Annotated in this window: 17 protein-coding genes; 7 read left to right on the forward strand and 10 right to left on the reverse strand. The window is 71.2% G+C overall.

Annotated features, from left to right (window positions below; genetic code table 11):
* Nucleotides 1-188 precede the first annotated feature (188 nt).
* Nucleotides 189-1241 (forward strand): PQQ-dependent sugar dehydrogenase, encoded by a 1053-nt coding sequence (locus tag KFLA_RS24275; protein WP_420167155.1) that lies wholly within the window; start codon nucleotides 189-191, stop codon nucleotides 1239-1241.
* Between the two features lie 93 nt (nucleotides 1242-1334).
* Complete coding sequence (locus KFLA_RS35915) at nucleotides 1335-1841, forward strand: general stress protein (RefSeq protein ID WP_049797430.1); 507 nt, start codon at nucleotides 1335-1337, stop codon at nucleotides 1839-1841.
* A gap of 48 nt (nucleotides 1842-1889) precedes the next feature.
* On the opposite strand, the gene gatB is transcribed toward KFLA_RS35915, so the two are convergent.
* The 3 genes from gatB to gatC are packed head-to-tail and all read right to left on the reverse strand — an operon-like array spanning nucleotide 1890 to nucleotide 5187.
* The gene (gene gatB, locus KFLA_RS24285; RefSeq protein ID WP_012922469.1) at nucleotides 1890-3386 is read right to left on the reverse strand and encodes an Asp-tRNA(Asn)/Glu-tRNA(Gln) amidotransferase subunit GatB; all 1497 of its coding nucleotides are present in this window, start codon (nucleotides 3384-3386) and stop codon (nucleotides 1890-1892) included.
* Nucleotides 3383-4888 carry an Asp-tRNA(Asn)/Glu-tRNA(Gln) amidotransferase subunit GatA gene (gene gatA, locus KFLA_RS24290; protein ID WP_012922470.1) on the reverse strand — a complete coding sequence of 502 codons (1506 nt, stop codon included), beginning with the start codon at nucleotides 4886-4888 and terminating at the stop codon, nucleotides 3383-3385. The genes gatB and gatA overlap by 4 nt, the downstream gene beginning before the upstream one ends.
* On the reverse strand, nucleotides 4888-5187 hold the full coding sequence (gene gatC / locus KFLA_RS24295; protein WP_012922471.1) for an Asp-tRNA(Asn)/Glu-tRNA(Gln) amidotransferase subunit GatC: 300 nt from the start codon (nucleotides 5185-5187) through the stop codon (nucleotides 4888-4890). Before gatC ends, gatA begins: the two co-directional genes overlap by 1 nt.
* 231 nt (nucleotides 5188-5418) lie before the next feature.
* On the opposite strand from gatC, the gene KFLA_RS24300 reads away from it, so the two are divergent.
* Nucleotides 5419-6063, forward strand: a complete 645-nt coding sequence (locus KFLA_RS24300) for an ACT domain-containing protein (protein WP_012922472.1) — start codon at nucleotides 5419-5421, stop codon at nucleotides 6061-6063.
* 88 nt (nucleotides 6064-6151) lie between these two features.
* Nucleotides 6152-6370 carry a hypervirulence associated TUDOR domain-containing protein gene (locus KFLA_RS24305; protein ID WP_012922473.1) on the forward strand — a complete coding sequence of 73 codons (219 nt, stop codon included), beginning with the start codon at nucleotides 6152-6154 and terminating at the stop codon, nucleotides 6368-6370.
* A 68-nt stretch (nucleotides 6371-6438) separates the two neighbouring features.
* Here the strand turns inward: KFLA_RS24305 and KFLA_RS24310 are convergent, their stop codons facing one another.
* From KFLA_RS24310 to KFLA_RS24340, 7 genes are all read right to left on the reverse strand, one after another.
* Complete coding sequence (locus KFLA_RS24310) at nucleotides 6439-6663, reverse strand: hypothetical protein (RefSeq protein WP_012922474.1); 225 nt, start codon at nucleotides 6661-6663, stop codon at nucleotides 6439-6441.
* 7 nt (nucleotides 6664-6670) lie between these two features.
* On the reverse strand, nucleotides 6671-8098 hold the full coding sequence (locus KFLA_RS24315; protein ID WP_012922475.1) for a hypothetical protein: 1428 nt from the start codon (nucleotides 8096-8098) through the stop codon (nucleotides 6671-6673).
* Between the two features lie 160 nt (nucleotides 8099-8258).
* The gene (gene ligA, locus KFLA_RS24320; RefSeq protein WP_012922476.1) at nucleotides 8259-10388 is read right to left on the reverse strand and encodes an NAD-dependent DNA ligase LigA; all 2130 of its coding nucleotides are present in this window, start codon (nucleotides 10386-10388) and stop codon (nucleotides 8259-8261) included.
* Nucleotides 10389-10467: 79 nt separating this feature from the next.
* Nucleotides 10468-11454, reverse strand: coding sequence for a uroporphyrinogen decarboxylase/cobalamine-independent methonine synthase family protein (locus KFLA_RS24325; RefSeq protein WP_012922477.1), 987 nt, complete (start codon nucleotides 11452-11454; stop codon nucleotides 10468-10470).
* A 67-nt stretch (nucleotides 11455-11521) separates the two neighbouring features.
* Nucleotides 11522-12640 carry a tRNA 2-thiouridine(34) synthase MnmA gene (mnmA, locus tag KFLA_RS24330; protein ID WP_012922478.1) on the reverse strand — a complete coding sequence of 373 codons (1119 nt, stop codon included), beginning with the start codon at nucleotides 12638-12640 and terminating at the stop codon, nucleotides 11522-11524.
* Entirely contained in the window at nucleotides 12640-13842 is a 1203-nt protein-coding gene (locus KFLA_RS24335) for a cysteine desulfurase family protein (protein WP_012922479.1), read from the reverse strand. The genes mnmA and KFLA_RS24335 overlap by 1 nt, the downstream gene beginning before the upstream one ends.
* A gap of 52 nt (nucleotides 13843-13894) precedes the next feature.
* Nucleotides 13895-14557, reverse strand: coding sequence for a nucleotidyltransferase domain-containing protein (locus KFLA_RS24340; protein WP_012922480.1), 663 nt, complete (start codon nucleotides 14555-14557; stop codon nucleotides 13895-13897).
* Between the two features lie 147 nt (nucleotides 14558-14704).
* Here KFLA_RS24340 and KFLA_RS24345 point away from each other — a divergent pair, with 147 nt between their 5' ends.
* The 3 genes from KFLA_RS24345 to KFLA_RS24355 are packed head-to-tail and all read left to right on the forward strand — an operon-like array spanning nucleotide 14705 to nucleotide 18823.
* Nucleotides 14705-16117 carry a serine hydrolase domain-containing protein gene (locus tag KFLA_RS24345; protein WP_012922481.1) on the forward strand — a complete coding sequence of 471 codons (1413 nt, stop codon included), beginning with the start codon at nucleotides 14705-14707 and terminating at the stop codon, nucleotides 16115-16117.
* A gap of 58 nt (nucleotides 16118-16175) precedes the next feature.
* On the forward strand, nucleotides 16176-17774 hold the full coding sequence (locus KFLA_RS24350; RefSeq protein WP_012922482.1) for an ABC transporter substrate-binding protein: 1599 nt from the start codon (nucleotides 16176-16178) through the stop codon (nucleotides 17772-17774).
* A gap of 47 nt (nucleotides 17775-17821) precedes the next feature.
* Nucleotides 17822-18823, forward strand: coding sequence for an ABC transporter permease (locus KFLA_RS24355; protein ID WP_012922483.1), 1002 nt, complete (start codon nucleotides 17822-17824; stop codon nucleotides 18821-18823).
* Nucleotides 18824-18826: the final 3 nt, after the last annotated feature.

The following is an 18826-nucleotide window of genomic DNA, read 5'->3' on the forward strand; positions in this document are numbered from 1 at the left end:
TGGCCGCGTTGCTTTCGCGTAGTTTTCGGGGGTAGTTCGGGATAGTCGGGTGGGTACCTTGGCAGGGGTTGTCTACTCGAGGAGATGGCGTGGCGGTTCGGCGGCGTACTGCGGGGTTGCTGGTGGCGGTGGGGTTGCTGGCTGCTGGGTGTTCGGATGGGGAGGCGGCGCCCGCGCCGTCGGTTTCGGTGACGTCCAGTGGGACGCCGGCTGGTACGCCGAGCGCGCGGCCGTCGTCGCCGGCTGGTAGCAGTGCGCCGCAGCCGCAGGGGCCGGTGAAGTTGCAGGTGGCGGGGACAGTCGCGACCGGGATCCAGGTGCCTTGGGGGCTGGCGTTCCTGCCGGACAGGAGTGCGTTGGTGGCTGAGCGGGACTCGGGCAAGGTGAAGCGGGTCGCGGGTGGGCAGGCCACCGAGGTGGGGACCGTGGACGGTGTGGACGCCTCGTCCGAAGGTGGGTTGCTGGGGATGGCGGTGGATCCGCAGTACCCGCAGCGGCCGTATGTGTATGTCTACTTCTCGACCTCGCAGGACAACCGGATCGCCCGGATGACCTACCGGAACAACCGGCTCTCGGGGCAGCAGACGATCCTGGACGGGATTCCGATGGCGGCCGTGCACAACGGCGGGCGGCTGCGGTTCGGCGCGGACGGGTTCCTGTACGTCGGCACCGGGGACGGCCGGGACGAGCCGACCTCCCAGGACGACAACTCGCTGGGCGGCAAGGTCCTGCGGATCACGACCGACGGCCGGCCGGCACCGGGCAACCCCGGGGGCCGCGCGTGGTTCTCGAAGGGGCACCGGAACGTGCAAGGGCTCGCGTTCGACGGCAACCAGTTGTACGCGGCCGAGTTCGGGCAGAACACCTGGGACGAGTTGAACGCGATCACCTCCGGCGCGAACTACGGCTGGCCGGCCGCCGAAGGGATCAGCAACCTCGACGGGATGGTGGACCCGATCGCGCAGTGGAACACCGACGACGCGTCGCCGAGCGGGATCGCCTTCGCGCAGGGACATGTCTTCATGGCCGGGTTGCGGGGCGAGCGGTTGTGGGCGATTCCGGTCGCGGGCGGCCGGCGGACGGGTGATCCGGTGCCGTTCTTCACCAACCAGTACGGGCGTCTGCGCACGGTCGAGGCCGCGCCGGACGGCTCGTTGTGGGTGACGACGTCGAACACCGACGGGCGTGGTGAGGTCCGTGACGGGGACGACCGGATCCTGCGGGTGACGATCAGCCGCTGACCGTTTCACCTTGGGCCGTCCTGGTACTAGTGGAACAAGCAGCCAGGTCGACATCTTCGGGAGGGGAAGGTCTTGCGACGTACCGCGGGGTCCTTGGTCCACAACAGCGTGATCGCTTCGGCGGACACCTACGCCGAGGCACAGGTGACGGTCGATCACCTGCTGTCGTACGGGATGACCAGGGACAGTCTCTGCATCGTCGGGACCGATCTCCGCCTGGCCGAGAGACCGCCGGCGGTGTCCACGGCGCGGCTCGCCCGCAACGGCGCCACCCTGGGCGGCGGCGTCGGCCTGCTGGCCGCCGTCTTCGTCACGCTGGTCGCGGAGACCAGCATGACCGGGCTCGCGGTGGTGCTGTGGGGTGTCCTGTACGGCGTACTGATCGGCGCCCTCGCCGGATTCTTCCGCGGCCTGGTGCGCAACCGGCCGGAGTCGGTGACCACCGAGGTGGTGCCGACACGGTACGAGGTGCGCTGTCCGCTCGACGAGTTGAGCGTCGCCGCGGCCCTGCTGCCCTCGCAGCCCTCCGTCGAGACCCCGCCAGTACGCCGAGCGGAGCCGGACGACGACCAGCGCCACGGCCTGACGGACGCCGCCTGACACGTCGCTGGGCCCGAGGGACACTCCCCCGGGCCCAGCGACGGACCGTCAGATACCGAGCTTCGCGTTCAGCAGCTCGCGGACCTTGGCCGCGTCGGCCTGGCCTCGCATGTCCTTCATCACCGCGCCGATCAGCGCACCCGCGGCCGCGGGCTTGCCGGAGTTGACCTTCTCGACCACGGCGGGGTTCGCCGCGATCGCGCGGTCGATGGCCTCGAGCAGGGCCGAGTCGTCGGAGACCAGGGCGAGACCGCGGGCCTCGATGATCTGCGCCGGCGTGCCCTCACCCTTGACCAGGCCGTCGAAGACCTGCCGGGCGAGCTTGTCGTTGAGCGCGCCGGTGTCGACCAGCTTCTGCACCTCGGCGACCTCGGCCGCACCCACGCCCAGCTCACCCAGCGCCTGGCCGGACTCGTTGGCCGCGCGGGCCAGCTCGCCCAGCCACCACTTCTTCGCCGCGGCCGGGGTGACGCCCAGCTCGACCGTACCGACGACCAGCTCCAGCGCACCGCCGTTGACGACGTCGCGCATCTCCAGGTCGGTGAAGCCCCACTCCTCCTGCAGCCGGACCCGCCGGGTGGACGGCGCCTCGGGCAGCGTCGCGCGCAGCTCCTCGACCCACTCCCGCGACGGAGCGACCGGGACCAGGTCCGGCTCCGGGAAGTACCGGTAGTCCTCGGCGTCGGACTTCTCCCGGCCCGAGGTGGTGATGCCGGTGTCCTCGTGCCAGTGCCGGGTCTCCTGGACGACCTTGCCGCCGGAGGCCAGCACGGCCGCCTGCCGGGTGATCTCGTACGTCACCGCGCGCTCGACCGAACGGAACGAGTTCACGTTCTTGGTCTCGGTCCGCGTGCCGAGCACCGACGAGCCCTTCGGCTTCAGCGAGACGTTGGCGTCGCAGCGCAGCGAGCCCTGGTCCATCCGCACGTCCGAGACGTCCAGCGCGAGCAGCAGGTCGCGCAGCATGCTGACGTACGCCCGCGCCACGGCCGCGGCCTTCGCCGGCGGCACCTCGATCGTCTTGGTGACGATCTCGATCAGCGGGATGCCGGCCCGGTTGTAGTCGACCAGCGAGTGCGAGGCGCCGTGGATCCGGCCGGTCGCGCCGCCCACGTGGGTGGACTTGCCGGTGTCCTCCTCCATGTGCGCGCGCTCGATCTCGATCCGGTACGTCTCGCCGTCGACGACGACCTCGGTCCAGCCGTTGAACGCGATCGGCTCGTCGTACTGCGAGGTCTGGAAGTTCTTCGGCATGTCCGGGTAGAAGTAGTTCTTCCGGGCGAACCGGCACCACTGCGCGATCTCGCAGTTCAGCGCGAGGCCGATCTTGATCGCGGACTCGACGGCCCGGGCGTTGACCACCGGCAGCGCGCCGGGCAGTCCGAGGCAGACCGGGCAGGTCTGCGTGTTCGGCGGCGCGCCGAACTCGGTCGGGCAGCCACAGAACATCTTCGACTTCGTGTTCAGCTCGACGTGGACCTCGAGCCCCATCACCGGGTCGTACGACGCGAGCGCGTCCTCGATCGCGAAAACCTCAGCGGTCATCGGGTCACCTCCAGCTCCGGAGCCTTGGACATCAGGACGCCGCCCCACTGCTCGGCCAGCGCGGCCTCGAGCGCACCACCGACCTGGTACAGCAGGTCGTCGCGCATCACCGGCGCCATCACGTGGAAGCCGACCGGCAGGCCGTCCTCGTCGGCCAGGCCGCACGGGAACGACGCCGCCGCGTTGCCGGCCAGGTTCGACGGGATCGTGCAGAGGTCGTTCTTGTACATCGCGATCGGGTCGTCGATCCGGTCGCCGATCGCGAACGCCGTGGTCGGCGTCGCCGGCGAGACCAGCACGTCGACCTGCTCGTAGGCCCGGGTGAAGTCGCGCGCGATCAGCGTGCGCACCTTCTGCGCCTGGCCGTAGTACGCGTCGTAGTAGCCGCTGGACAGCGCGTGCGTGCCGAGCATGATCCGGCGCTTCACCTCCGCGCCGAAGCCGGCCTCGCGGGTCAGGCTCATCACCTTCTCCGCGCTGTTCTCGCCGTTGTCGCCGACCCGCAGGCCGTAGCGCATCGCGTCGAACTTGGCCAGGTTGGACGAGGCCTCGCTCGGCAGGATCAGGTAGTACGCCGGCAGCGCGTACTCGAAGTGCGGGCAGGACACCTCGACCACCTCGGCGCCGAGCTTGGTGAGCAGCTCGACCGCCTCGTGGAAGCGGGCCTCGACGCCCGGCTGGTACCCCTCGCCGCCGAGCTCCTTGACGACGCCGATCCGCAGCCCGGCCACGTCGGCCCGGCGGGCGGCGTCGACGACCGCGGGCACCGGCTGGTCGATCGAGGTGGAGTCCATCGGGTCGTGCCCGGCGATCACCTCGTGCAGCAGCGCCGCGTCGAGCGTCGTCCGGGCGCACGGGCCGGGGGTGTCCAGGCTGGAGGCCAGCGCGATCAGCCCGTACCGCGAGGTGCCGCCGTACGTGGGCTTGACGCCGACCGTGCCGGTGAACGCGCCCGGCTGGCGGATCGAGCCGCCGGTGTCGGTGCCGATCGCGAGCGGCGCCTCGTACGCCGCGAGCGCGGCCGACGAGCCGCCGCCGGAACCGCCGGGGATCCGGTTCAGGTCCCACGGGTTGTGCGTCGTGCCGTAGGCCGAGTTCTCCGTCGACGAACCCATCGCGAACTCGTCCATGTTGGTCTTGCCCAGAATCACCACGCCGGCCGCCTTGAGCCGGCGCACCACGGTCGCGTCGTACGGCGGGCGCCAGCCCTCCAGCATCTTCGAGCCGGCGGTGGTCGGCACGCCGTCCTGGGTCAGCACGTCCTTCAGCGCGAGCGGGACGCCGGCCAGCGGACCGAGCTCCTCGCCGGCCGCCCGGCGGCTGTCCACGGCGGCCGCCTGGGCCAGCGCGCCCTCGGAGTCGACGTGCAGGAACGCGTGCACAGCGCCGTCGACGGCGCCGATCCGGTCCAGGTGCGCCTGGGTGATCTCCACCGAGCTCACCTCGCCGGCGGTCATCAGCTCGGAGAGCTCGACCGCGGTCTTGCGGGTCAGGTCGCTCATCAGGCCTCCTCGTCCAGGATCCGCGGCACCCGGAAACGCTGCTGCTCGGCGGCCGGCGCGCCGGACAGCGCCTGCTCCGGCGTCAGGCACGGCACGTTCTCGTCCGGGCGCATCACGTTGCTGATCGGCAGGGCGTGCGAGGTCGGCGGGATGTCGTCGGCGGCCACCTCGCTGACCTGCCCGACCAGCCCGATGATCTGGTCGAGCTGCGGTGCGAGGTGGTCGAGCTCGTCGTCGCTGAGCTCGATCCGCGCCAGTCGCGCCAGGTGCGCGACCTCTTCGCGGGTAATCGAAGGCATGAACTGTCCCAAGGTTGCAGTTGCTGAGGAGGCCACCTCAAACCTCTGAGTGGCACCCGAGCCATCCTAGAGGGCGCGGCGCCGGGTCCGTGCGGCGCTGTCCCCAGGCCCGGCACCGGTCGCCAACGACCACCAGATGAGCCGCCCCGGCGTGTCACTTTGTTCCGCTCTGTAACATTGGCCGCGACAGGGCGTAACTTGCGTGGTTTTCGGCTGGGAGATGATCGTTCGGTGTTCCTGCTGCGACTGATCCTCCCGGACCGCCCCGGTTCGCTCGGCACCGTGGCGACCGCCCTCGGCGAGGTCGACGCCGACATCCACGCGATCGAGATCGTCGAGCACCGCCGGGAGAACGGCACCGCCGTCGACGACGTGGTGGTCGACCTGCCGCCGGGGGTGCTGCCGGACCGGCTGGTGTCCGCGTGCCACGGCGTTCCCGGCGTCGAGGTGATCTGGTTCTCCCGGTACGGCGCGGGCGGCGGGCTGCACATGGACCTGGAGGCCGTCGAGCAGATGACCTCGGCCCCGGCCGAGGCCGTCGACATCCTGGTGGAGCAGGCGCCGTCGGTGCTGCACGCCGACTGGGCCGCGCTGCTCGACGGCACCGGCAGCGAGGTGAAGGTCGCGCTGGAGACGAGCGCGACGCCGGAGTTCGGCGACCTGGTCAACCAGTGGCTGCCGCTGGAGAAGGCGACGACGCTGGCCGCGCCGGACCACAAGGGACTGGTCGAGTCGGTGCTGGTCGCCGCGCCGCTGGAGTCCGACCGCCGCGTGCTGGTGATCGGCCGCCGCGGTGGGCCCGAGTTCCTCGGCTCCGAGGTCGCCCGGCTCAGCTACCTCGCCAACCTCGCCGTCACCATCCGCGCCACCGCCTGACCCGTACGCCGGGCCGCGTTGCCCGGGGTACCGGAGCGACGGGCGGACGACTTTCCCGATCCGCCGGACGCGTCCGCGAGGAGGAACGATGGCGGAGTTCAGCAAGGGCGACAAGGTCGAGTGGAACAGTCACGGCAGCACCGCTCACGGCACGGTGGAACGCAAGATCACCGAGCGCACCGAGGCCGGCGGCCGGACCGTCGACGCCTCGAAGGACGAGCCGCAGTACCTGGTCCGTAGCAGCAAGAGCGGCCGGACCGCCGTGCACAAGCCGGACGCGCTGCGGCCCTCGAAGCACAAGGACTGAACCGGGCGGCACACACACCGAGGACCTCCTCCCCTGCGTTCGGTAGGGAGGAGGTCCTCGGTGTCAGCTCAGTAGAGCTCGAAGTAGGCCAGCGTCCACAGGCCGATGATGACCAGCAGGACCAGCGCTCCGACCAGCGACGTGATCAGGATCGCGTGCCTGTTCCGGCCGCCTGGTTCCGGCAGGTCGAACTGGGTCGGACCCCACGGCCCGCCGCCCTCGACGCGCTGGACCGCCTCGGGAGGCGGCTTGGCCACCTCCCGGGAGTCCCGCTTCTGCGGCCTGAACTTCACCCGGTCCTCACACGTAGAACGACTCGTACTCGATGCTGACCTGCCGCGATCCGTAGTCGCCCTCGGCATCGCCGGTCACCTCGACCCGCCAGCCCGACACGTAGCCAGCGTACGACTTGCCGTCGTTGTGCGCGTCGACGTACGCCTTGATCGCGGCGACGTCCGGGCCCTTGAGCACCGAGAACGTGTCGGCGACGGCGGCCGGCATCGCGGCCTTGACCTCGTCGGCCGAACCGTAGGCCCGGATGTGCAGCGTCCGCAGGCCGGCATCCCGGGAGCTGTAGCCGTAGATGCTGGTCGAGCCGTACTTGCCGGCCTGCTTGCGGCAGGACGACGTGCTCGCGCAGGTGTAGCTCTTCGCCTTCAGCGCGGCGATCAGCTGCGCGGAGGTGGTCTGGAACTCCTTGCGCGGCAGGTCGAACGAGTCCGACCCGGACTTGCCGCCCGACAGCTGGACCTGGTCGCCGCTGTTGCGCAGGGAGAACTCGCCCCAGGTGCTGCCGACCTTCTGCGACTTCTGGCCGGTCTTCAGCGCCTGCTGCACCTTGGCGACCTCGCTGCCGCCGAAGGTGTCGTTGCCGATCGCCTGCAGCGCCGCGTCGAAGGTGACCGCGGCGTTGTTGACGTTGTCGTCGTTGGACGACTTGATCAGCACGCCGATGATGGTGCCGTCGGGCTGGAACTGGAAGATCGTCTCGGCCTCGGTCGCTCCGTCGTACTTGAAGCAGCCGCGGTGTGCGCCCTGCGCCCCGTTGAACAGGTCGCTGCACTGGTAACCGTCGGTCTGGAGCTTGTCGGTCGCGGTCTTGGCCTGACCGGACGCGTTGCCGAGCTGGCCGGGCGGCGGGGCCGAGCTGGTCGGGTCACCGCTCGGGGACTCGGTGGTGGGGGCGGTCGGCTCCGTCGACGTGGTGGTGGTCGGCTGCGTGGTCGGCTCGTCCTCACCGCCCAGCGCCTTGATGCCGACGAAAACGAGCAGGCCGATCAGCAGCAGCGCGACGACGCCACCACCGATGAACAGCGGCAGCTTGTCCTTGTTGCCGTTCGAGCCTCCCGGCCCGTTCGGCTGCCAGGGCTGCTGGCTTCCCTGCTGCTGGTGCCAGCCGGCCTGCTGAGGCCGGTTCTGCCCCCAGGGCTGCTGCTGGTACGGAGCGCCCTGCTGAGGAGTCTGACCCCAGCCGGTCTGACCGGGCTGCTGACCGGGCTGCTGAGCCGGCGGCTGGCCAGGCTGCGGCTGACCGGGCTGCTGGCCCCAGCCGCCGCCCTGCGGCGGCTGACCAGGCTGGCCCGGCTGCGGCGGGCGCTGTCCCCAACCGCCAACGCCCTGAGCCGGCTGCTGCTGGCCCCAGCCACCCTGTCCCTGGCCGCCATCCTGCTGCCCGCCCGGCTGGCCCCCCTGCCCAGGACCCCACGGTCCTTGTGGCGGCGTCGTCATATTCGCTCCTTAGAAACCCACGTGTCGAGGTGCAAAGTAACAGTCGGACGGATCAGACGTCGCGCCGGATCCATCCTTCGGGAACCTGGTGGCCACGAGCAACGGGATCGGCCCTGGCGGCCGTACCGCACTAGGCCGGATCTCCTGCTCGCGAGGGGATCTAGGCTTCGTCGGGGGCCGGGGTGGTCGCGACCTCGGCGGCTGCGTCGGCGCCCTGGTCGAGCAGTACCTCGAAGCCGGCCGCGTCCAGAATCGGTACGCCGAGCTGGACCGCCTTGTCGTACTTGGATCCCGGCGAGTCGCCGACCACCACGAACGACGTCTTCTTCGACACCGAGCCGGCCGCCTTGCCGCCGCGCGACACGATCGCCTCGGTCGCCTCGTCGCGGCTGAAACCCTCGACCGTCCCGGTGACCACCACCGACAGCCCGGTCAGCGTCTGCTCGACGGTCGGACCGGTCCGCTCCTGGCGCAGCTGGACGCCCGCCGCCTTCCACTTCCGGACGATCTGCTGGTGCCAGTCGACCTGGAACCACTCGATCACGGCGTGCGCGATGGTCGGTCCGACGCCCTCGATCTGGGCCAGCTCATCCTCCCCGGCCGCCTGGATCGCGTCGATGTCGTCGTACGCCGCGGCCAGCGCCGCCGCCGCGGTCGGGCCGACGTGGCGGATCGACAGCGCGACCAGTCCGCGCGCGAGCGGCTGGGTCTTGGCCGTCTCCAGGTTGGCGAGCAGGCGTTTCGCGTTCGCCGAGAGCGCGCCGGCCTTGGTGGTGAAGAACGGGCTGCGGCCGAGGTCCTGCTCGGTCAGGTCGAACAGGTCGCCCTCGTCGGTGATCAGCTCCCCGCTGATCAGCGCGTCGGCGGCCTTGAAGCCGAGCACCTCGATGTCGAACGCGGACCGGCCGGCCAGATGGAACAGCCGCTCACGCAGCTGCGCCGGGCAGGACTGCGCGTTCGGGCAGCGGATGTCGACGTCGCCCTCCTTCATCGGCCGCAGCGTCGTCCCGCAGGACGGGCACTGCGTCGGCATCCGGAACGGGTGGGCCTCCTGGGGCCGCAGCTCGATGACCGGGCCGAGGATCTCCGGAATCACGTCGCCGGCCTTGCGCAGCACGACGGTGTCGCCGATCCAGACGCCCTTGCGCTCGACCTCCCGCGCGTTGTGCAGGGTCGCGAACTCGACCGTCGACCCGGCCACCCGGACCGGCTCCATCTTGCCGTACGGCGTGACCCGGCCGGTGCGGCCGACGTTGACCTCGATGTCGAGCAGCTTGGTGGTGACCTCTTCGGGCGGGTACTTGTACGCGATCGCCCAGCGTGGGGCGCTCGAGGTGGAGCCGAGCGCGCGCTGCAGGTCCACCTCGTCGACCTTGACCACGACGCCGTCGATCTCGTGGTCGACGGAGTGCCGGTTCTCCCCGTAGTGGGCGATGAACTCGTTGACCTCGGCCAGCGTCTCGACCCGGCGGGCCCGGTCGCTGACCGGCAGGCCCCACGCCTTCAGCTGCTCGTAGGCCTCGGACAGCCGGCGGACCCGGTACCCCTCGACCTTGCCGAGGCCGTGCACGACGAAGCGCAGCGGCCGGGCGGCCGAGACCCGCGGGTCCTTCTGCCGCAGCGAGCCGGCGGCGCTGTTGCGCGGGTTCGAGAACGGGTCCTTGCCGGCCTCGACGAGCTGGGCGTTCAGCTGCTCGAAGTCCTCGACCCGGAAGTAGACCTCGCCGCGGACCTCCAGGAAGCTGGGCAGGTCGTCGCCGGCCAGCTCGTTCGGGATGCTGTCGATGGTGCGGACGTTGAGCGTGACGTCCTCGCCGGTCCGGCCGTCGCCGCGGGTGGCGCCGGTGACGAGCCGGCCGTTCTCGTAGACGAGGTCCAGCGCCAGGCCGTCGACCTTCAGCTCGCAGAGGAAGCCGCTGTCGTGGATCTGCTGGGCGGTGACCTCACGCTCCAGCCGCTTGGCCCAGGCCTCCATCTGCTCGGCGGAGAACGCGTTGCCCAGGCTCTCCATCCGCGTCGGGTGGGTGACCGGCGCGAACAGGGTGGAGATCGGGACGCCGACCTTCTGCGTCGGCGAGTCGGGCGTGCGGAGCTCCTGGTACTGCTGCTCGATGCCCTGGAGCTCGTGCATCAGTGCGTCGAAGTCGGCGTCGGAGATGGTCGAGGTGGCCATGTAGTAGCGGAACCGGTGCTCCTCGATCTCGCGGCTCAACGCCGCGTGCCGCTCCCGCACCTCGGCCGGCGCGGCAGGCTGGTCGGCGGCGGTCGTCTCGGGGATCTCCGTGCTCATGAGGAGAACTTACCGCCCGGCACCGACGAAATTCGGTCGTGCCGCCCGATCCCGGCACGCGGGAATCGGGCGACCTGCCCTAGGCTTCCGCGGCCTCTCCGAGCGCGTCCACGACGGCGCGCAGCAGGTCCAGCCGGGCGCGGGCGTCCGACGGCGACGGGGACGCGGCCAGGCCGCACGCCGGAGTGACCACGACCTGCTTGAGCAGCTCAGGGTCCAGACCGAGGTTGCGCCACGTACGCACCAGTGGGGCCGCGGCCTGCTCCGGGTCCGGGATCGGGCCGGTGGTCGGGACCAGCCCGGCGTACAGGGTGGTCTTGGCTTCGACGGCCAGGGCGATCTGTTCCCAGGCCGGCTCGGTGAGCAGCGAGACGTCCACTGCCACTCCCCCGGCTCCTGCCTTGGTGAACACCTCGATCGGCGGCCGGGCCGCGCAGCAGTGCACCAGGGTGGTCGCTGGATCAGCGGCCTCGACCACTCGAGCCAGCAGCTCCACAGCACCCGGACCGTCGACAGAGCGGTGCTTGCTCCAGCCACTGGCCGTCGGAACCGCCCCAGCCAGTACTGCGGGAAGCGCAGGCTCGTCCAGCTGCACCAGGACCTCTACACCCGGGAGTCGCCGGCGTACCTCGGCCACCTGGTCGTTCAGCCCGTGGGCCAGCACGTCGGCCAGGTCACGGCGAGCCCCGTGGTCGGCCAGCACCTTGTCGCCGCGCGGCAGCTCGACCGTCGCGGCGAGCGTCCACGGACCGACCAGCTGGAGCTTCAGCGGGCCGGTGTAGCCGTCGGCCAGCTCCTCCAGGACGTCCAGGTCCTCCTGCAGCACCGACCGCGCCCGGCGCTGGTCCAGGCTCGACCGCGGGTCCGACCCACCGGTCAGCCGCCACCCCGCCGGCTGCAGGTCCGCCGACAGGTCCCCCAAGACGGCGACCGCGCGGCTCAGCATGTCGCCGTACGGGCGGGCCGGGAGCTCTGGCAGGAACGGAATGTCGACGGCGTCCAGCACCACCTTCATCCACTCCCGAACGTCCTCGCCCGGCAGCGAACCGAGTCCTGTAGTGGTCATGGGGCCTCCCGGCCTGGACTGAGGAGTGAAGGAGCGAAGCGACTGAGCGACGAGGGAAGGCCCGGAGTCAAGGCCCCATGACCCGCCGTGCCGGAGGCGCGGCCGAAAGCAGAGCCCGTGCAACGGTGTCGATGGTGGCTGAGCCGACGACGCGGGTGCCGTCGTACAGGACGACGGCCTGGCCGGGGGCAACGGCTGCGGTCGGCTCGTCGAAGGTGACGAAGACCTGGTCGCCCTCGACGCGTGCGGTCACCGCCACCTCGTCGCCGTGCGCGCGCAGCTGCGCCTTGACGTGCAGGGTTTCGGTCGGTACCGGTCCGCACCAGCGCGGCTTCGACGCGGTCAGACTCTCCACCGCGAGTTCCTCGCGCGAGCCGACGGTCACCGTGCGGTCCACCGGGCTGATGTCGAGCACGAACCGGGGCTTGCCGTCCGCGGCCGGTGTGCCGATCCGCAGGCCCTTGCGCTGACCGACGGTGAACCCGTGCGTGCCCTTGTGCTCGCCGAGCTTGGTGCCGTTGCTGTCCACGATGTCGCCGGGCGCCTCCCCGAGCTGCTTGCTGAGGAAGCCCGGCGTGTTGCCGTCGGCAATGAAGCAGATGTCGTGGCTGTCCGGCTTGGCCGCGACCGACAGCCCGCGCCGCTCCGCCTCGGCCCGGATCTCGGTCTTCGGCGTGTCGCCGAGCGGGAAGAACGCGTGTCGCAGCTGCTCCTGGGTGAGCACCCCGAGCACGTACGACTGATCCTTGGCCTGGTCCACCGCGCGGTGCAGCTCGCGGCCGGCGGGGGTCTCGACGATCTGCGCGTAGTGGCCGGTGGCGACCGCGTCGAAGTCGAGCGCGAGGGCCCGCTCGAGGACGGCGCTGAACTTCACCTTCTCGTTGCAGCGCAGGCACGGGTTGGGCGTCCGGCCGGCGGCGTACTCCGCGACGAAGTCCTCGACCACGTCGGCGTGGAACCGCTCGGCCAGGTCCCAGACGTAGAACGGGATGCCGATCACGTCGGCGGCCCGGCGGGCGTCGCGGGAGTCCTCGATCGTGCAGCAGCCGCGGGCGCCGCTGCGGTACGACTGCGGGTTGCGGCTCAGCGCCAGGTGCACGCCGACCACCTCGTGGCCGGCCTCGGCCATCCGCGCCGCCGCGACGGCGGAGTCCACCCCGCCGGACATGGCTGCGAGTACCCGCATCAGTTGTTCCTTCCCACGTTCTGCAGTCCGGCGGACATCGCCCGCTCCACCACTGGTCCGATGTGCTCCAGGACGGCGTCCACGTCCGCCTGGCTGCTGGTGTGCCCCAGCGTGAACCGGAGTGACCCGCGGGCGCGCTGGTCGTCGTACCCCATCGCCAGCAGCACGTGACTCGGCTCCGCGACCCCGGCGTTGCACGCCGAGCCGGTGGAGACCTCGATGCCGCGCGCGTCGAGCAGGAGCAGCAGCGAGTCGCCCTCGCAGTCCTTGAACGACAAGTGTGCGTTACCGGGCAAGCGGTCCACCGGGTCGCCCGACAGCTCGGCGCCGGGCACCGTGCCGGTCACCCCCTGGACCAGCTGGTCCCGCAGCGCGGTCAGCCGGCCTGCCTCCTCGGCCTGGTCCTTGATCGCGTGCTCGACCGCCACCGCGAAGCCGGCCGTCGCCGGAGTGTCCAGCGTGCCCGACCGTACGTCGCGCTCCTGACCCCCGCCGTGCAGGACCGGGACCAGCTGGGTCTCCTTGTGCACGACCAGCGCGCCGATCCCGTACGGGCCGCCGAGCTTGTGCGCGGACACCGTCATCGCGTCGACGCCGAGGGCGGCGAAGTCCACCGGCACCTGGCCGATCGCCTGAACTGCGTCGGTGTGCACCGGGATGCCGTACTCCGCGGCGATCGCGGCGACCTGCTCGACCGGCTGCAGCGTGCCGACCTCGTTGTTGGCCATCATCAGCGTGACGAAGGACACCGAGGCCGGGTCCTGGTCGATCGCGGCCCGGACCTGCTCGGGGCGGACCCGGCCGAGCTGGTCGACCGGCAACCACTCGAGCTCGGCGCCCTCGTGCTGGGCGAGCCAGACGGCCGGGTCCAGCACGGCGTGGTGCTCGATGCCGCTGAGCAGGATCCGCCGGCGGCGCGGGTCGTCGCGCAGGCGGGCCCACCACAGCCCCTTGAGGGCCAGGTTGTCCGCCTCGGTGCCGCCGGAGGTGAACACCACCTCGCTCGGCTGCGCGTTGAGCGCCGCGGCGATGGTTTCCCGCGACTCCTCGACCGTCCGCCGGGCGGCCCGGCCCGAGCCGTGCAGGGACGACGCGTTCCCGGTCCTGGCGAGGTGGTGGGTCATCGCCTCGATCGCTGCCGGCAGCATCGGAGTCGTCGCCGCATGGTCGAGGTACACGGTGCGGCGGGGAGTCGGTGTCATAACACCCTCAAGAGTATGTCCGGCGTCCGTGTTCCCGCGCGGCGGACCGGGTTCAGGCCGCGCGGATCCGCTCCAGCCAGCGATGACCGGGGTGCAGGCGGTCGACCATGTCGCCCAGCCAGGTACGCCGCGCGGTGGTCAGCAGCGGCAGGCAGGCGGCCAGGTCCTGCTCGTCCTTGGGGCGGGCCAGGCGGGCCTTGTAGGCGAGCGCCATCTCGGGCGTGACGTAGCGCAGGCCGTCGGGGGCGACCCAGGTGATCTCGTCCAGCGCGTAGTCGAGCGAGGGGTCCCGGCGGAACACCCAGCGGCCGTCGCGGTCCGGGTTGAGCACCAGGTCGAACTCCCAGGGTGCGAGCGCGTGCCGGCGCAGCCAGATCTGGTCGGCGCTCTCGGGCTGCTCGGGCCGCTCGTCGGTGAGCGGGAGCAGGCGGCCGCCGTCGTTGGACCAGAGGTGGTAGCGGCCCTTCAGGTGCACCCGGAGCTTCTCGACGTCCCGGCGCCACAGCGACACGTCGATGTCCTCGTGCGGCCGCGGTACGCCGGTGAACGCCTCGATCGCCCAGCCGCCCGCGATCCACCAGTCCCCGGCGTACCCGGCGAACACCTCCCGCGCCTGCTCCGGCGACGCCGGCCGCCAGGGGCCGTAGAGCCGCTGGAAGGCCAGTTCCTCGGGATCGAGCCCATCGGCGTACCAGTGCCGCTCCTCGGTCTGCATGCTCTGATCCTGTCCCCACCGGGCATTTCAGGGCCAGCCGATTAACCGCACCCGGGCGTCCCGGCTTCGTCCGCACGGACGGATTCGCCCGCACTCCTTGTCCGCCGGCACGAATACTGCCTCGCGGCCCGGTCCTACCGTTCGGGAATGGCGACCCTGAGCGAGATCCAGACCTGGCTAGACGACCGGCTGGCGACGTTGCTGACGGAGTACGACGTTCCCGGCGCCGCGGTGGCGGTGTCCCTGCGCGGTGAGGTGATCGACACGGCCGCCGGGGTGCTGAGTCTGGCCACCGGTGTCGACGCCACCGCCGACTCGGTCTTCCAGGTCGGCTCGATCACCAAGGTGTGGACGGCGACGCTGGTGATGCAGCTCGTGGACGAGGGCCTGGTCAAGCTGGACGCGCCGGTCCGCGACTACGTGCCCGGCTTCGTGGTCGCCGACGAAGCGGCCGCCGCCGCGATGACCGTGCGTCAGCTGCTCAACCACACAGCGGGCTTCGAGGGCGACATCTTCATCGACACCGGCAACGGCGACGACTGCGTCGAGAAGTACGTCGCCCAGCTCGCCGGGGTGACGCAGCTCTTCGCTCCGGGCGAGATGTTCTCGTACAACAACGCCGCCTTCTCCGTGCTCGGCCGGCTCGTCGAGCTGGCCCGGAACAAGCCGTTCGCCCAGTGCCTGCGCGACCACCTGGTCAGCCCGCTCGGCCTGACTCATGTGGCCAACGACGCGAACGAGGCGATCCTGCACCGCGCCGCCGTCGGCCACATCAAGCCGGCGCCGGACGCCGACCTCGCGCCCGCGCCGGTGTGGTCGCTGATGCGGTCGATGGCTCCGGCCGGCGCGATGCTCGCGATGCGGCCGCGCGACCTGGTCGCCTTCGCCCAGCTGCACCTGGACGCCGGCAAGGCGCCCGACGGCACCGAGGTGGTCAGCCCGAGCAGTGTCGCGGCGATGCAGGGGCGTCAGGTCGAGCTGCCGCCGCTGGGCATGATGGGCGACGCCTGGGGACTGGGCTGGGAGATCTTCGACTGGTCCGGCCGCACCGTGATCGGTCACGACGGCGGCACCATCGGGCAGGGCGCGTTCCTCCGGATCGTGCCTGAGCAGGAGCTTTCGGTGGCGCTGCTCACCAACGGCGGCAACCTCATCGGCCTGTACGAGCAGGTCGTCGGTCACGTGCTGCGCGAACTGGCCGGGATCGCGATGCCGCCGCTGCCCACTCCGCCCGCCGAGCGCGAGCCGCTGCTGGACGCGACCCGGTACGCCGGGACGTACACCTGCGACGTCGCGGACATCACCGTCAGCCAGGACGCGGACGGCCGGGTCTGGCTCGACCACACCCCCAAGGGCGAGATCGCCGAGCTGGGCGGCAAGCCCGACCCGGTCGAGCTCGTCCGGCTCGACGGCGACACGCTCATCGCGCTCGAACCCCAGCACGGCATGCACCAGCTGCAGGCGTTCATCGGCGACGACGGCAGCGGCCGGGCGCTGTACCTCCACAGCGGCCGCGCCATGCGCCGCGCCGACGGTGCGCCTGCTGATCCCGCGCAGTAGCGCGCGATCACCAGCCGCGCCCAGCTCTGACCGGCACCGAATCCCCTCGGAGGACACCATGCGATCTGCTCACACCCTCGTCCTGGCCGGAACGCTCGCGGCCGGACTCGTCCTGTCCGCCTGCGACTCCGGCGGCAGCACGCCGGCCGGCGGGGCGGGCAAGACCGTCGAAGGCCGAACCTTCACGATGGCGATCAGTGCCGATCCCGGCAACCTCGACCCGCACTTCACCTCGCTGTCGGTCACCCAGCAGGTCGACTGGTTCATGTACGACGCGCTGGTCAACCTCGACCCCGAGGGCACGATGGTGCCGGGCCTGGCCGAGAAGTGGGAGGGCACGACCACCAAGGCGACGTACACCTTGCGCAAGGGGGTGACCTGCGCGGACGGCTCCCCGCTGACCGCGAGCACGGTGGCGGAGAACATCAGCTTCGTCGGCGACCCGGCGAACAAGTCGAGCCGGATCGGGGTGTACGTGCCGCCCGGCGCCAAGGCGACCGGGGACGACGCGGCCGGGACGGTGACCGTGACGGTGCCGACGCCGGACGCGTTCCTGGCCCGCAACGTCGGCGGTCTGCACATCGTCTGCGCCAAGGGCCTGAAGAACCGCACGCTGCTCAAGCAGGCCGGCGACGGCACCGGCATGTTCACGATGACCGAGGCGGTTCCCGGCGACCACTACACGCTGGAACGCCGCAAGGACTACGCCTGGGGCCCGGGCGACTTCAAGGCCGACCAGCAGGGACTGCCGGACAAGGTCGTGCTCCGGGTGGTCGCCAACGAGACGACCTCGGCGAACCTGCTGGTGTCCCGGGAGATCAACGCGGCCGCGATCGCCGGCCCCGACAAGCAACGCCTGCAGGGCCAGAAGCTGTTCCAGCGCGAGGCGTCCAGTCCGCTGGGCGAGCTCTGGTACAACCAGAAGGCCGGGCTGCCGACCGCCGATCCCGCCTTCCGCAAGGCGCTCACCCAGGCGCTCGACCTGGCGCAGCTCGGCAAGGTGCTCACCAGCGGAACGGGCAAGCCGACGACGTCACTCGTTGCCCGCGGCATGAGTCCGTGCACCGAGGACACGGTGACCGCCAACCTGCCCGCGCACGACCTCGCCGCGGCCAAGTCGGCGCTGGACGCGGCCGGCTGGGCGGCCGGAGCAGGCGGGGTCCGGCAGAAGGGCGGCACCAAGCTGGCGCTGACCTTCTACTACCCGTCGAGCGTCGGCCCGACGCTGCAGTCGGCCGGCGAGCTGGTGCAGAAGGCCTGGCGTGACCTCGGGGTCGAGCTCACCCTGAAGGCGGCCTCCACCGCCGAGATCGGTACGGCGATCCTGTCCGGCCAGGGCACCTGGCACGCGGCGATCATCCCGCTCACGGTCTCGCTGCCCAGCCAGCTGGTGCCGTTCCTGTCCGGCCCGACGCCGCCGAACGGCAACAACTTCGCCGGCATCAAGAACCCCGCCTACACCGCGGCGGTGCAGAAGGCGTCGGCGATCGCCGGCACCGACGGCTGCCCGCAGTGGGCCGCTGCTGAGAAGGCCCTGGTCGCCGCGCAGGACGTCGTGCCGTTCGTCGACGCGACCATTCCCACCTTCGGCCAGGGCGTGAGCTTCGAGCTCGCCCAGGGCAGCCTCGTTCCGGCGTCGCTGCGGATGCTCGGCTAGGCGGGCGGCACCGTGCGACCGACGACGACCGACGGAGGGGGGCGCCGATGACGATCCCCGTGACGCAGGTCCGCACGACCAGTACGCCGGCGGCCTGGAGCAGCCACCCCTGGGTCCGGTTCGCGGTCCGCCGGGCAGCCCGGTTGGTGGCGTCACTGCTGGCGCTGGTGACTGCGTCGTTCCTGATGATTCACCTGATTCCGGGTGACCCGGTCAGGACGGCGCTCGGTCCGGCTGCCTCGCAGAGTCTGGTCGAGGCGCGCCGGGAGGCGCTCGGGCTCAACGACCCGCTCTGGACGCAGTACTGGCACTTCCTGCGCGACCTGGTCACCGGGGATCTCGGGACCTCGATCAGCACCGGGTTGCCGGTCACCGACGTGATCGGCGACCGGCTGCCCGCGACCGTCCAGCTCGCGGTGGCCGCCTTCCTGCTCGCCGTCCTGCTGTCGGTGCCGGCCGGGCTGGTGATGGGTGTGCTGACCCGCGGTGGGCGCCGGCCGCGCTCGGAGCTGGGCTTCACGTCGGTCAGCGTGGTGCTGGCCGCGATCCCGGAGTTCCTGCTCGCGGTCGGGCTGGTCTACGTGTTCGCGGTCAAGCTGGCCTGGTTCCCGGTCGCGGGCCGCAGTACGCCGGCGTCGTACGTGCTGCCGGTGCTGTCGCTGGCCCTCGGTCCGGCAGCCGTGCTGGCCCGGATCTGCCGGGTGGAGCTGCTCGCCGTGCTGCAGACCGACTACCTGCGCACGGCCCGGGCCAAGCGGTTGTCCTCGGCAAGGATTTACCTGCGGCACGCGCTGCCGAACGCCGTCACCGCGACGATCACGCTGGGCGGGCTGCTGCTCGGCGGCATGGTCGCGGGCACCGTGCTGGTGGAGAACGTCTTCGGCTGGCCGGGTCTGGGCAGCACGATCGTCTCCTCGATCCTGTCCAAGGACTTCCCGCTGGTGCAGGGCGTCGTCCTCGTCTACGGCATCGGCGTGCTGCTGGTGAACCTCGCCGTCGACGTCGCCCTGGCACTGCTCGACCCGCGCTCGACGATCCGGGAGAGCTGACCG

The sequence above is a fragment of the Kribbella flavida DSM 17836 genome (assembly GCF_000024345.1).
In the GTDB taxonomy this organism is placed as follows: Bacteria; Actinomycetota; Actinomycetes; order Propionibacteriales; family Kribbellaceae; genus Kribbella; species Kribbella flavida.